The sequence below is a fragment of the Rahnella sp. CJA17(1/100) genome (genome assembly GCF_963881615.1).
Taxonomy (GTDB): Bacteria; Pseudomonadota; Gammaproteobacteria; order Enterobacterales; family Enterobacteriaceae; genus Rahnella; species Rahnella aceris.
In genome coordinates this window covers 171,435-185,293 of sequence record NZ_CAWOJA010000073.1, presented here as the reverse complement: position 1 = coordinate 185,293, position 13,859 = coordinate 171,435, and the positions used below count along the sequence as shown (strand labels likewise).

Sequence of the window (13,859 nt, the reverse complement as noted above, 5' to 3'; positions counted from 1 at the left end):
TAGTATTTTATACCGGAAGATTTATTCAGTAGCATAGCGACAATGTTACACAGCAAAAATAAATAGCGGCAAAGCAACTTAAGCAGAGCCTGACCGGTTACCAATAATTAACCGTGCGTTGCCGGTCAGGAAATAAAGTATTTTCAGAGCAGAACGTTCTGATGAAAGTTTTAACTAGTGGATATCGACGGTCACGTATCCGGATTTACGTTTTTCAATATAACCAAATCCTTGTTCGCCAAAATGCATACCACCGACAAGAACGCTGTCCGAGCTCACGCTTTCAAGTATGCGGGAACGTGTCTCTGCCGCCATTTGAGGGTCATAGTCAAAGGCAATGGCAACATCCGGTTTTAGCAGTTGAATATGAGGAAAATGAACAATATCACCCCAAATCAACAGGCTATCTCTGTTACCCTCAATCCGGTAACCTGTATGACCCGGCGTGTGACCTTTCAGCGGGATCGCAAAAACACCAGGAAATACCTCGCCTTTATCGATGAGACGAAGATTTTTCTGATACTTTTTGAATATACTTCGCGCCAGCAGGAAATTGCCTTTTACGCGGTCACTGACGGCAGCGAAATTTTCATCATCTTGCAGATAATTAAATTCATCGCTGCTTATGATCAATTCGGCATTAGCAAATACAGCCTCACCTTCTGCGTTTAACAATCCGCCAATATGATCAGGATGGGCATGTGTGAGTAATACCGCGTCAATATTGCCAGGTTGTATCCCCAGCAGGTCGAGATTAGCAACCAGTTTGCCGCCCCAGCCTTTAACGCCTCCTGCCCCGCTATCGATAAGAATATTTTTACCCTTCTGGCGGACTAAAAAAGTATTAATATGCACCGCATTGAGTTCACTGACTTGTGCACTGCGCTGAATTTCCTTGCACTCGTCCTCATCCACATTTGAAAGCATCCCGAAGTCGACATGCAGATATCCATCACTTACCGCAGTAACTGATATATCGCCGAGATCTCTTGTTGGAAAATTAACATTCATAATCCGTTCCTTAGTTCTTTGCATAAATATTACCCGCTTCAAAAGAGAAACAGCGAATTCTCGCTATGACTCCTGTCTTCTCCTTAATTAATAAATCAACCTGATGCATGAATTCATCCAACACCGACAGGGTTCGGAAAACTTCCTGTCGTAGTCTTGCTTCGAAATAGACCGGTGTGCCAAAACCTATCTCTGCGGTGAGGTAGCTGATGTGAATATTATTTTCTTTCGCTTTCAGGATCTCTATGGCGAGACGGGCTAAAGCCGTTGAAAATTCCGCAAAAGCCTCTGCATCTAACCGGTGGCTTGCAGCGGTATAGAGAGTAATACTGGGCATCTTCGACTCCTTCGAATGGATATTTACGCCGTCAGGTTGTTTTATACGGCTCTGACAGACACTAATCGCATGCTTTTTATGACATCGGGATTGACCACCGTGCCAATGTCCGAAGCCCCCCGGCGGAGTTGGTCAATTAACTCGATGCCACTCGTGACTTTCCCAAAAGCAGTGTAATTCTGGTCTAAAAAACCTGCCCTTGCGGAGGTGATGAAAAACTGATGACGGGCGCTGTGCGGATGCCGTGATCTGGCCATGCCGACGGTACCGCGTTCAAAAGGCAATCGGTTAAACTCTGCGGCCAGCGCCGGTAATTTCGTGTAATCCAGCCCTGTATCTTTTATCGGGTCACCCGTTTGTGCCATAAAGCCTTCTATGACCCGGTTAAACGGCATGCCATCATAAAATCTGGCCTGTACCAGCGATTTTATGCGTTCAACATGCCCGGGGGCCAAATCGGGAAATAAGCTGATGCTCACGGTTCCACTCTCCAGTTGCATCTCGATAATATCTCTCTGAGCCATTACCCCTTTGAAGGCAGCCGGAAGCATTGCAACACCCGCGCACAAGCCCAGGCTTCCACCAATAAATAACCGACGATTCATAGAATTTACTCCGTTCGCGCATCAGACTTTTCATCGTCTGCCATGCCAGATTTGCTCATTAACAGCGCCCGTACGTCCTTACAGGTGCTGACTTACTGCGCTGATTGTTAATGCGTATTCTTGTTATCAATGAACGAGATGATTTCATCAGTGAGCGCTTCGGGTTGCTCATAATTCGGTAAATGGGCGGCGCCGGGTAGGGTATGCAATTGGGCATTGCGCTTGTCGGCCAGACGTTGCGCGTAGTCCGGAGGCGTAAGTTGATCCTCACTTCCTCTGACCACCACAGCCCTTACCCCCGGAATATTCATATCGGTCAGATCGGTGTCGGCGATGGCATAAGAGCAACCCGCGAAGGCTTCAACCGAAGTGCGGCGCAGCATCTGTTTCATACCCTCCGCGTAGGGCGAGTCGATAAATTTCGGTGTGACCCATTTGCTCAGAATCCCCATTTCGAGATGCTCAACACCGTGGTGAAATACATCTTCAGCCCGGGCGCGCCAGAGCGAAGGCGGAGCGGCATTCACCAGTGCAGTATCCACAATGATCATTCCCTGAACTCGTTTGGGGATCTTGAACCCAATCCATTGCGCTATTGTTCCGCCGATTGAGACCCCGGCAACATAGAACTCGTTAATGTGAAGATGATCCAGCGCCGCCACGACATCGTCGGCCAAATCTGACATTGAAAACTGCAGAGAATCGACTGCGCTTAATCCATGCCCACGGATGTCCAGGCGAATAACACGATAACGCTCACTCAGACGCGGCATTTGCAAATCCCAAAGGTGCAAATCCGTCCCCAAAGAATGAAGAAGTACCAATGTCGTTGCATTTTCAGAACCCTGCACATCGACGTGCTGAGTTAATTTAAGTGGCCGGATAAACATTTAATACTCCATATTCTTTATGCTTCTGTTTCGTCGGCTCTCCGTCACGCATTACCTGATCCGACGTCTCGTCCTGCTTATAGAACCATGAATTCTGCTACGCCATAGTCGTAACGTATCCATAACGACATGCTGATATTATTTTTTCAGTTTCATGCAAATAAATTTTTTCGTTATGAGGGTCAGCCTTAAATACGTTGTTAACGCTGTTATTATTAAAACAATTCTTATCGTCGCTCTAATGGATAATTTCGATATCACTATCGAAATTGTAGATACGGGGCGGATCTTAATAGGGGAAAACGTGGCGAAGGAACAGACTGACCGGGGAAATGCTGCGCAGCAGGAAATGCAGGCAATAATTTTTCTGCACGTTGTTCGGTATGCCGCTGATAATAAAAAGCCCGCACAAGAGAACGGGCCTTTTATACATCAGTGTTTGATGAAATTACACATGGGCGATTTTCTTCGCATCCAGCGCTTTATGAATAGCCGCTTCCAGTTCGTTGATTTCAAACTTCGCCACGTAACCGTCTGCGCCCACTTTACGCACGTGATCTTCGTTGGCGCTGCCGGATAATGAAGAGTGAATGATCACCGGAATATTTTTCAGGAATTCATCACGCTTGATATTGAGTGTCAGCGTAAAGCCATCCATTTCCGGCATTTCCAGATCAGTTAAGACAAAGGAGATTTTATCGGAAATGGGCAGCCCCTGGGCTTTGCATTCTTCGGCCATTTTGCGGATTTTATTCCAGGCTTCCAGACCAGTGACATGCATCTGCGCCGGAATCTCCATCATGTTCAGGCCTTTTTCCAGCATCTGACGGGCAACTTTAGAGTCTTCGGCGACAATCGCCACCGTACCCGGCTTGAGTTTAAACGCGCTGGTTTTCTTCTTATCCATGTTGATATTGCTGTTGGGAATAATGTCATGGAGAATTTGTTCAACGTCGAGCACCAGCGCCAGACGGTTACTGGATTTATCGCTGTCCAGACGCGCAATACTGGTGATGTTGCGGCTCTTCACACCGGCTTCGGCGGCCAGCACCTGACTCCATTCAAGACGCACAATGTCGTCTACGGATTCCACTGCAAATGCCTGGGTGCTGCGCGCATATTCGGTGACCAGCAAAATGTTCAGGCCGGTTTTTGGTACGCATCCCACCACCGCAGGCAGGTCGATGACCGGAATAATTTCGCCACGGATGTTCGCCATGCCCATCATCGGCGAGACCATTCCGGCGGCTTTGGTCAGCGTGGGCATCGGCACGATTTCGCGCAATTTAAAAACGTTGATACCAAAAAGTTCAGATTGCTCATCATCCGGAGAGGTCCCCAGACGGAACAGCAAAAGCTCAAACCGGTTTGATGAAGTGAGATTGGTTCTCTCATCAATTTCTTTCTGAAAATTATCCATACTTTCCCCATGCCTGTTGTTATTCGTTTTTGACTATGTTCGCGCTGTACGTCATTCGGAAAATAAGGAATTCCATTCTCTTTTTTCTCAGAGGGACATTCTTTATATCGGCCGCTCAGGAGGAATTCTTTATAGCGGGGAGAAAATTGAAGGGAAAGCACCCGGTATCACGGAAATACCGGGCAAAAAGGGTCAGCCGCCGATTTTCACCAGCGTCCGGCCCTGAATTTTATTGTTCAGGAAATCGGCTGCGACAGCCGGAGCTTGTTCCAGGGTAATTTCCGTCGCGGCCTGCTGATAAAAATCATCCGGCAGTGTATTCAGTAAACGCTCCCAGACGGCAGCACGGCGTTCAGCGGGAACCGAAACCGAATCCACCCCCTGCAAACGGACGTTGCGCAGAATAAACGGCATCACGGTCGTCGGCAAGTTGAAGCCCCCGGCCAGACCGCAGGCCGCCACGCAACCGCCGTAGTTGGTTTGCGCCAGCAGTTTAGCCAGCACTTTGTCACCGACGGTATCGACCGCACCGGCCCAGACTTGTTTTTCCAGCGGACGGGTCTCTGCAAAATCATCGCGGGAGAGAATTTCGCTGGCACCCAGTTTACGCAGATAGTCATGCGTAGATTCACGGCCCGTCACCGCAGCCACGGTGTAACCGAGTGTATGCAACAAGGCCACCGCCGTACTACCCACGCCGCCGCTGGCACCCGTCACGACCACGGTGCCGCTTTCGGGTGTCACGCCCGCTTCTTCCAGCGCCATGACGCACAGCATGGCAGTGAAACCGGCGGTGCCGATAATCATGGCATTGCGCGCAGCCAGACCTTCCGGCAGCGCGACCAGCCAGTCACCTTTGACGCAAGCCTGCTCCGCCAGACCGCCCCAGTGCGTTTCGCCAACGCCCCAGCCGGTGAGAATGACGGATTGCCCGACGGAGAAACGCGGGTCGTTGCTGCGGCTGACATGGCCCGCAAAATCAATGCCCGGCACCATCGGAAACTGACGAATGATTTTGCCTTTCCCGGTGATGGCCAGTGCATCTTTGTAATTCAGCCCTGACCAGCTGATATCAACCAGTACGTCGCCTGCCGCCATGTCCGGCAGCGCAATCTCTTTCACTTCGGCCAGCGTGGCCTTGTCTTGTTGTTCCAGAACCAATGCTTTCATTTTTTTCCCTTTATGATTTCAGGAGATTAAAGTTTTTGTCATGAGGTATGCGATGACTCACGTAATGATTGCAGGTGCTATTTTTTGAATTTATGACCGACGAGTTTATGGATGAACAGGTGACTGCAGCGTATGACGGAAATACGCCCAGAACTGATCCAGCGGTTCGGCCGAGCGGTACAGTTTTGCGCGCATCACCGCGCCTTCCCAGCCAGACCAGAAAATCTGCGCCAGTTGCGCAGGCGGCATGTCTGATGCGATATCTCCGGCCTGCCGGGCTTCTTCCAGACAGGTGGCAACACGGCCTTCCCATTCGCCCAAAATCGTTTTGAGTTGCTGCGAAAAATCTTCCGGCAACAGCGGGGATTCCTGCAATAAATTGCCGACCAGACAGCCGCGTCTGAACTCAAACTTCGCCATTCCCTCACCGGCATGGGTCACAAACGCACCGATGCGTTGCAGCGGTGACAACTCAGCCCTGAGCAGAAACTTGTCGAGTTTGTGGGCGAAAAATGAGCCGTAAGCCGTCAGAACGGCCATGCCGAAATCCTGCTTACTTTTGAAATAGTGATAAAACGATCCTTTCGGCACCGCGATGTTTTTAATCACCGCGTCGATGCCTGCTGACAGGTAGCCCGTTTCGGTGATCACTTCAAGCCCCGAACGGATCAGCGCTTCACGCGTATCATCAAACTCGCGTGCCGTTCTCGGCGGACGCCCGCGGCGCGGTTTGACTGGCACGTCAGGTTCAGTAGAAAACTCAGCACTCATCATTTAGACCGATCGTTTTTTAATTGCAGAAAGCCTACGCCCAATTTTTTAGACGGGCAAGTCCGTGAATGTTTTTACAGGGTAAAAAGTCCCGGACCTAAAAAACCTGCAAAGCAAAAAGCCCGCCCGGAGTTACCGGAGCGGGCCTGTGATACAGCATGAGTATGTTGTAACTATTTTTCGTTCACTGTCTCGCGGCGGGTTTCCTGCACGCTATAACGGTTGGTTTTGAACGGAATATTCAGGCGCTCACGCAACGTCGTTGCCTGCGAGGGATGCCAGTAGCCACGGGCTTCCAGCACCGGTAACACCAGCCGGGTAATGTCGTCCAGCGCTTCGGTCAGTACCGGTCCGCTGATGATAAATCCGCTGGCACCGCCCTCTTCCACCCAGCGGATCAACTGGTCGGCGACCTGTTCTGGCGTGCCGAAGAATTCGCCGCGCGGCAGCGTGGTCTGATACGCCACTTCACGCAGCGTCAGGTTTTCCTCCCGCGCCAGCTTCTTGATGCTGTCGGTGGTGGAGCGGAAAGTGTTTTGGCCTAAATCGCCCAGTTCAGGGAACGGGCCGTCCGGCGGATACTGGCTGAAATCATGGTGATCGAAAAATCGCCCGAGATAGGCCAGCGCATCGTCAAGTGACAACAGCGACAGAAGATACTGATATTTGGCCTCGGCTTCCTCTTCGGTTTTGCCGACAATCGGGCTGATGCCAGGGAAAATACCCACCGGATGGCGGCCATTTTTGCTGACCTGCGCCTGTAATTTTGCCGAATATTCCTGTGCTTCTTCCAGCGTCCGGGCGTTAGTGAAAACGGCATCGGCAGATTTACCCGCCAGCGCGATACCGGCATCCGACGCGCCAGCCTGGAAAATCACCGGCTGCCCTTGCGGTGAACGCTGGATATTCAGCGGCCCTTCGACCGAGAAAAACTGTCCCTGATGATTCAGTTTATGCAGCTTCGCCGCGTCGAAGAACACACCACTTTCGCGGTCACGCACAAACGCGCCGTCTTCCCACGAATCCCACAGTCCCTGCACCACGCTGATGTATTCTTCGGCAATCTGATAGCGCAGCGCATGTTCAGGATGGTCTTTGCCGAAGTTTTTCGCCGAACCGGCCAGCGGCGAAGTCACCACGTTCCAGCCCGCCCGTCCCTGACTGATGTTATCTATTGACGCCAGCTGACGTGCGACGGTAAAGGGATCGCTGTAGGAAGTGGAAATAGTGCCCGCCAGCCCGATGCTGTGGGTAGCCGAAGCCAGCGCAGACAGCAACGCGACAGGTTCGAAACGGTTGAGGAAATGCGGCAGTGATTTTTCGTTGATGTGTAATCCGTCGGCCACAAACAGGAAATCAAAACCAGCCGCTTCGGCGCGCAAGGCTAAATCACGGAAATAGGGGAAATTGACACTGGCATCCGCAGGCGCTTTTTCGTGACGCCACGAATTCATGTGGCCGCCGGCACCGTGCAACATCAGACCCAGCTTGATACTTTTTGAATGGCTCATGAAATCTCCTTAAAGCTGGCCAGCCAGCAATTCGATGGACTTCAGCCGCACACCGGCTTCAGTCAGTGGAGTGTGAATAACAAATTCGTTCACGCACAGGCGGCGCTGAATATCGCGCAGTTGCTCGTGGATATCGCCCGGCGTGCCGTGCAGCACGCTGATTTGCTGCTGTTCGATATGGTATTGCGTCGCACCTGACTGCCGCACAAAGGCTTCAGCCTGTTCGCGGGAACCCACCGTAACGTGCCGGTCGCCCAGCGTGACGCGAAAATTATGCTGGCCGGTCACCAGTTCAGCGGCCTGCTCGCGGGTTTGTGCCGCCAGGGCCGCCAGACTGACCAGCGCCTGCCCTTGTCCGGCGGAATATTCGTGGAAGGCCAGCACCGATTCGGTCATCACTTGCGCTGAAGCATTGATAAAACCGGCGAAGACAAAGTTCCAGCCCAGTGACGCGGCCAGACGCGCGCTTTCTTTGCTGGCACCGAGTAAAAATCGCTGCGGTGCCACCGGTGGACGCGGCAACGCACGGGCTTCTGTGCCCGCCAGATGGTCATCCAGATGCGTGAGATAATGCGTCAGTTGCTGTAACTGCGCCGGGAAACCAGGCGATGATTCGGCCGGTGCATGGGCACGCAGCGCTTTGGTTGACAGGGGTAAACCACCGGGCGCTTTGCCGATGCCGATATCCACGCGATCCGGCGCCAGTGATGACAACAGATGGAAATTCTCTGCCACTTTATACGGGCTGTAATGTTGCAGCATCACACCGCCGGAGCCGATCCGCAGCCGGGAAGTGCGCGCCAGCAGCCAGGCGATCAACACTTCCGGCGAGCTACCGGCCAGCTTTTCAGTATCGTGATGTTCTGACACCCATAAACGGTGATAGCCCAGTTTTTCTGCTGCCAGCGCAAAAGTCAGCGTGGCGTCTAGCGCCTGCGCAGCGGTCTGCCCGTCATTAATCGGGCTTTGATCTAATAAACTCAGTCGGTAATTCACCTGCGCATCCCTTTTTATCCGTTGTGATAAAAAGAGTTCCACGAAATAAGTTCAAAGCTAAATAATAAAAACACGTTTCTATAGTCAGTATTTTGCTATGCAAGGCACTGTGCAAAACGACTATAAATTATAGCGACTGAGTATTTAGTGATTGGCTTCTGTCTGACTAGCATGGAATGACTTGCTACATATCTTTAACAATCATTTTCAGACAATAAGGTTATTTCGCCATGAGCATTTCACTTGCCGAAGAAACAAATAGCATTGCCCCCCGACATGAGACAGGACTGGAAGAACAACTCATCGCTTATCGCCGTGAATTACATCAGCATCCTGAATTATCCAATCAGGAATTTGTGACCACGCAAAAAATTACCCAATGGCTGAATGCTGCCGGGATCCGCATTTTATCGCTCGGGCTGAAAACCGGCGTGGTGGCTGAAATTGGCCCGGAACACGGCCCGGTTGTTGCCCTGCGCGGTGACATCGATGCCCTGCCGATTGAAGAAGCCTCCGGTGTGCCGTTCAGTTCGCAACAACCCGGCGTGATGCACGCCTGCGGCCACGATTTTCATACCTCTGTTATTCTCGGCGCGGCCCATCTGCTTAAAGCAAGGGAAGACCAGCTACCGGGCCGCGTACGGTTGTTTTTCCAGCCTGCTGAAGAACGGTTTGGCGGTGCGTCGCAACTGATTAAAGCCGGTGCACTGGAAAACGTTGATGCGATTTTCGGCCTGCATAATGCGCCAGAACTGCCGGTCGGCACCTTTGAGACAAAAGGCGGCGCATTTTATGCCAATGTGGACCGCTTCCAGATAACCGTGACCGGCAAAGGCGCGCACGCCGCACATCCGGAAGAAGGTACCGACAGCATTGTCACCGCCAGCCACATTGTGACCGCGCTGCAAACGGTAGTCAGCCGCAACGTCAGCGCTCAGGAGGCGGCGGTAGTCAGCGTCACCCGTATTGAAGGCGGCAACACCTGGAACGTATTACCCCAAACCGTGGAACTGGAAGGCACGGTGCGCACCTACAGCAACGGGATCCGCGAGCAAATCCCTCAGCGGATACGCAAGGTGATCACCGGGGTGGCAGATGCGCTGGGGGCGAAGGCTGAACTGCACTGGTTTGGCGGGCCGCCAGCGGTGGTGAATACACCGCGCTGGGCAGACTTTGCCTTACAGGCCGCTGCGGAATTTGGCTATAACGCGCAAGTAGCGCAGGCACAAATGGGGGGCGAGGATTTTGCATTTTATCTGCATCATGTGCCGGGTGCGTTTGTCAGCATCGGCTCTGCCAGCGATTTCGGCTTGCATCATCCGCAATTTAATCCTGATGAGTCGGCTATTTACCCGGCGGCGAATTATTTCCAGCAACTGGCAGAAAAAGCGCTGAGTGAATTAACCGGAAAATAACCTTTTCATACCTGACTTTATTTCCTCACGCCCGGATATTCCGGGCATTTTTCGTGCAAAATTTCCGGCGCAATGTATTTCCACTTTATCTCTTTGATTATTTAATTTTGTTGTTTTACATCCCTGTAACACTCGGGAATAGTGAAAGCGTCACCTCACGGTCATCACCACTTAAAATAAGAATGCAGGGTAAAAATAATAATGATGAAACATAGCGTAACCATCACAGCCACCGCCATCGCGGCAATATTAAGTTTTTCATCAGCGGCATACGCCGCGCCAGGTATTGATCTGATTGCCAATGAAACGCCGGTGAATACACCGAAAAGCCCGGAAGCCGTGGCAAAAATCCCGGCCAACTTTAAGTTTGTCGAACCGGGTACGCTGACCGTGGCGCTGGCTGTGCTCGGCAGCGCCCCACCCTTCGGGCTGTACGCCCGTGACAATAAAACCGTGATCGGCAGCGAGGCGGATATCGCCCGTCTGGTCGCCGACGGTTTAGGTCTGAAGCTCAAAGTGGTTCCGGCTTCGTGGGAAGACTGGCCGCTGGGCGTGACGTCGGGGAAATACGATGCGGCCATCTACAACATTACCGTCACCAAAGACCGCAAAACCAAGTTTGATTTCGCCACCTATCGTCAGGACACGCTGGGCTTTTACGTGAAAAGCGACAGCAAAATCACATCCATTACTTCTGCACCGGATATCGCCGGTAAACGCATTATTGTCGGCTCCGGCACCAATCAGGAAGCCGTGTTGCTGGCGTGGGACAAAGAGAATCAGGCCAAAGGATTACCGGCGCTGAAACCGCAATATGTCACCGATGACGCTGCCGCGACGCTGGCTATCCAGTCCGGTCGCGCCGATGCCACGTTCGGCCCGAACGTCACCGGCGCGTATAAAGCGTTGCTGACCGGCAAAACCAAACTGGTCGGCACGGTGCCGGGCGGCTGGCCGAAAACCGCCAATATCGCTGTGACGCTGAAAAAAGGGAATGGCCTGGTGGATGCCGTGCAGGCGTCGCTGAACAGCGCCATTGCCAGCGGGGCTTATATCAAAGTGCTGGACCGCTGGGGCGAAAGCGTCGAGAAAATCGATCACTCTGAAATTAACCCGCCGGGGCTGGGCGACTGATCAGGAGCAGAAACGATGAGCGAAGATATTTTCATTCAGACCGTGCCGGAAGACCCGCTGATTGCGCCGGTCATCGAAGGATTATTCGGTGAATACCGCGACCGTTACGGCGATTTCTTCTCGAGCCAGCCGCCGGAAGATGACAGCGTGTTTTCCGCGCCCGATGGCACCTTCATTGTTCTGCTGAGAAACGGCGCGCCCATTGCAATGGGCGCGTACAAACGCTACGACGAGCAGACTGCCGAACTCAAACGCATCTGGACTCACCGCGCGCTGCGCCGTCAGGGACTGGCACAAAAAATCCTGCATGAACTGGAACGTCGCGCAGCCGCGTACGGTTACCGGCGGGTATTTCTCACCACCGGATTCCGCCAGCCCGAAGCGGTCGGATTGTATTTGTCCCGCGGTTATCAGCCGCAATTCGACACCCGCCTCGATCCGGAGGTCTATTCCCGGCCACCGTATGACGGGCGCCTGCCGTTTACCAAAACGCTGAAAGCGGACGTGCCGGTCACGTCATCTGCAACGTAACAGAAAGAGAAAATGATGAGCGAAAATGCCCCTTCATCTGTGAATCATCCGCCGCTGAAAGTGGTGCCCGCGCGCTATCCGTGGCGTCTTGCCGGTGCGGTTTTTTCGGCGTTTATTCTGCTGGGCATCATCCAGTCGATTGCCACGAATTCCCGCTGGGAATGGGGCGTATTTCGTCAGTGGTTTTTTGATCCGGTGATCCTGTCCGGGCTTGGCAAAACCCTGTTGCTCACGCTGCTGGGCACCCTTTTTGGGGTGATTTTCGGCACGGCACTGGCCCTCGCCCGCCTGTCGAAATCCTATTTACTGAACGCACTGGCCTGGGGGTATATCTGGCTGTTCCGTTCCCTGCCGTTGTTGCTGGTGCTGATCATTCTCTACAACTTTTCCTATCTCTACGACAACCTTTCGCTCGGCATTCCGTTCACCACGATTTCCTTTTTCAGTACCCCGACGGTGGATTTGCTGGATCAGTTTTCCGTTGCCGTGCTCGGTCTGTCGCTGGTGCAGTCGGCCTATACCGCCGAGATCATTCGCGGCGGTATTTTAGGGGTAGAACACGGCCAGCATGAAGCTGCGGCCGCGCTGGGATTACCGGCCTACCGCCGGACCTTCCGCATCATTTTGCCGCAGGCGTTACGTTCAATTCTGCCGACCGGTTTTAACGAAGTGATCAGCCTGGCGAAAGGCACATCGATTGTTTACGTCCTGTCGATGCCGGAACTGTTTTACACCGTGCAGGTGATTTACAACCGCACACAGCAGGTGATCCCGCTGCTGATGGTCGCCACCATCTGGTATCTGCTGATCACCACCGTGCTGTCGGTTTTGCAGTATTACGTCGAACGCTATTTCTCCCGCGGCACCGTGCGTCAGGTCGCGCCGACACCCTTGCAGCGCCTGCGTCAGTGGCGCGTCGCCCGTTCTTAATAAAGGGAAAGCACTATGTCAGAAGCCTTTGATTTATTCGTTAACCGCCCGCAGGAAGCGCCTGTTGAGCAGCTGTTTCCACGCAAACCTCAGGCTGCTACCGTCGGGCGCATCGAAATCAATAATTTGAGCAAATACTACGGCGCGCACAAAGCGCTGGATAACGTGAGTCTGTGCATCGAACCGGGCACCGTGACCGTGATCCTCGGCCCGTCCGGCTCGGGGAAATCGACCCTGCTGCGCACGATTAACCATCTTGAGCGCGTCGACGAAGGTTTTATTCAGATTGACGGCGATTACATCGGCTACCGCCGCAAAGGCGATACGCTGTATGAACTGAAAGAGCGCGCCATCCTCAAACAACGCACACATGTCGGTTACGTTTTTCAGAATTTCAATTTATTCCCGCACATGACGGTGCTGGATAACATCATCGAAGCGCCGGTGGTTCACGGTCTGCTGAGCCGCAAAAACGCCATCGCCCGTGCCTATGAACTGCTCGACACGGTCGGTCTGCGCGAAAAAGCGCACGCATGGCCGCGTCATTTGTCCGGCGGACAGCAGCAGCGCATCGCCATCGCCCGTGCGCTGGCGCTGAATCCTAAAGTCATGCTGTTTGATGAACCGACGTCCGCCCTCGATCCCGAACTGGTTGGCGAAGTGCTGGATGTGATTAAGAAGCTGGCGCAGTCGGGCGTCACGCTGGTGGTCGTCACCCATGAAATCGGCTTCGCGCGCCAGGTGGCGGATCAGGTGGTGTTTATGGTGGATGGTCGCGTGGTTGAAAGCGGCGCTGCCGCACAGGTGCTGGAACGGCCGGTTCATGCCAGAACCCAGGCTTTCCTGGAGAAGGTGCTTTAAGACTGGCAAATTTAGTATTTCTTAAGACCGGGAATATTTCGGTTTCTTACGTGCAGTGCTCATTTGACGCGCTGCGCCGAAACCGCCCGGGAGGGAGAAGTGCTTTTCCCTCCCGGATCTCCCTTCGCTTTTTCAACCAGCGCTCCGCTCGCTGGCTATGTTTCAGGTATCACCGCGACAGGCTGGAACCTCTCATTCAGCAAGCTTTCTGAATCGCCCGCAACCCACAATCCGTATTTTCCCCGTTTACCAAACGCCATTTTGGAATACACTTCAT

Annotated in this window: 14 protein-coding genes; 5 read left to right on the top strand and 9 right to left on the bottom strand. The window is 52.9% G+C overall.

The genetic code is table 11. The features are described from left to right. Positions 1–174: 174 nt before the first annotated feature. From AACU55_RS23025 to AACU55_RS22985, 9 genes are all read right to left on the bottom strand, one after another. Positions 175–1,011, bottom strand: coding sequence for an MBL fold metallo-hydrolase (locus AACU55_RS23025; RefSeq protein ID WP_134706192.1), 837 nt, complete (start codon positions 1,009–1,011; stop codon positions 175–177). A gap of 10 nt (positions 1,012–1,021) precedes the next feature. Next, positions 1,022–1,348 carry a hypothetical protein gene (locus AACU55_RS23020; protein ID WP_013575189.1) on the bottom strand — a complete coding sequence of 109 codons (327 nt, stop codon included), beginning with the start codon at positions 1,346–1,348 and terminating at the stop codon, positions 1,022–1,024. A 41-nt stretch (positions 1,349–1,389) separates the two neighbouring features. Continuing rightward, positions 1,390–1,953 (bottom strand): peptidylprolyl isomerase, encoded by a 564-nt coding sequence (locus AACU55_RS23015; RefSeq protein WP_134706191.1) that lies wholly within the window; start codon positions 1,951–1,953, stop codon positions 1,390–1,392. 107 nt (positions 1,954–2,060) lie between these two features. Beyond that, the gene (locus tag AACU55_RS23010) at positions 2,061–2,843 is read right to left on the bottom strand and encodes an alpha/beta fold hydrolase (RefSeq protein WP_112198312.1); all 783 of its coding nucleotides are present in this window, start codon (positions 2,841–2,843) and stop codon (positions 2,061–2,063) included. Between the two features lie 448 nt (positions 2,844–3,291). Beyond that, positions 3,292–4,263: a chemotaxis protein gene (locus AACU55_RS23005; protein ID WP_013575185.1), complete on the bottom strand. Its 972-nt coding sequence runs from the start codon at positions 4,261–4,263 to the stop codon at positions 3,292–3,294. A gap of 192 nt (positions 4,264–4,455) precedes the next feature. Then, a complete protein-coding gene (acuI, locus tag AACU55_RS23000) occupies positions 4,456–5,433 on the bottom strand; it encodes an acrylyl-CoA reductase (NADPH) (protein ID WP_013575184.1) in 978 nt (325 codons plus the stop codon). A 105-nt stretch (positions 5,434–5,538) separates the two neighbouring features. Then, positions 5,539–6,207: an acrylate utilization transcriptional regulator AcuR gene (gene acuR / locus AACU55_RS22995; protein ID WP_134706190.1), complete on the bottom strand. Its 669-nt coding sequence runs from the start codon at positions 6,205–6,207 to the stop codon at positions 5,539–5,541. Between the two features lie 170 nt (positions 6,208–6,377). After that, complete coding sequence (locus AACU55_RS22990) at positions 6,378–7,715, bottom strand: LLM class flavin-dependent oxidoreductase (protein WP_121019420.1); 1,338 nt, start codon at positions 7,713–7,715, stop codon at positions 6,378–6,380. Between the two features lie 9 nt (positions 7,716–7,724). Continuing rightward, positions 7,725–8,711 (bottom strand): MsnO8 family LLM class oxidoreductase, encoded by a 987-nt coding sequence (locus AACU55_RS22985; protein ID WP_134706189.1) that lies wholly within the window; start codon positions 8,709–8,711, stop codon positions 7,725–7,727. A gap of 230 nt (positions 8,712–8,941) precedes the next feature. Here AACU55_RS22985 and AACU55_RS22980 point away from each other — a divergent pair, with 230 nt between their 5' ends. From AACU55_RS22980 to AACU55_RS22960, 5 genes are all read left to right on the top strand, one after another. Further along, positions 8,942–10,126 carry an amidohydrolase gene (locus tag AACU55_RS22980; protein ID WP_013575180.1) on the top strand — a complete coding sequence of 395 codons (1,185 nt, stop codon included), beginning with the start codon at positions 8,942–8,944 and terminating at the stop codon, positions 10,124–10,126. 201 nt (positions 10,127–10,327) lie between these two features. After that, on the top strand, positions 10,328–11,260 hold the full coding sequence (locus AACU55_RS22975) for an ABC transporter substrate-binding protein (RefSeq protein WP_013575179.1): 933 nt from the start codon (positions 10,328–10,330) through the stop codon (positions 11,258–11,260). A gap of 15 nt (positions 11,261–11,275) precedes the next feature. Beyond that, positions 11,276–11,791, top strand: a complete 516-nt coding sequence (locus tag AACU55_RS22970) for a GNAT family N-acetyltransferase (RefSeq protein ID WP_131638827.1) — start codon at positions 11,276–11,278, stop codon at positions 11,789–11,791. A gap of 15 nt (positions 11,792–11,806) precedes the next feature. Beyond that, a complete protein-coding gene (locus AACU55_RS22965; protein ID WP_013575177.1) occupies positions 11,807–12,721 on the top strand; it encodes an amino acid ABC transporter permease in 915 nt (304 codons plus the stop codon). A 15-nt stretch (positions 12,722–12,736) separates the two neighbouring features. Continuing rightward, positions 12,737–13,582 (top strand): amino acid ABC transporter ATP-binding protein, encoded by an 846-nt coding sequence (locus AACU55_RS22960; protein ID WP_013575176.1) that lies wholly within the window; start codon positions 12,737–12,739, stop codon positions 13,580–13,582. Positions 13,583–13,859 lie beyond the last annotated feature (277 nt).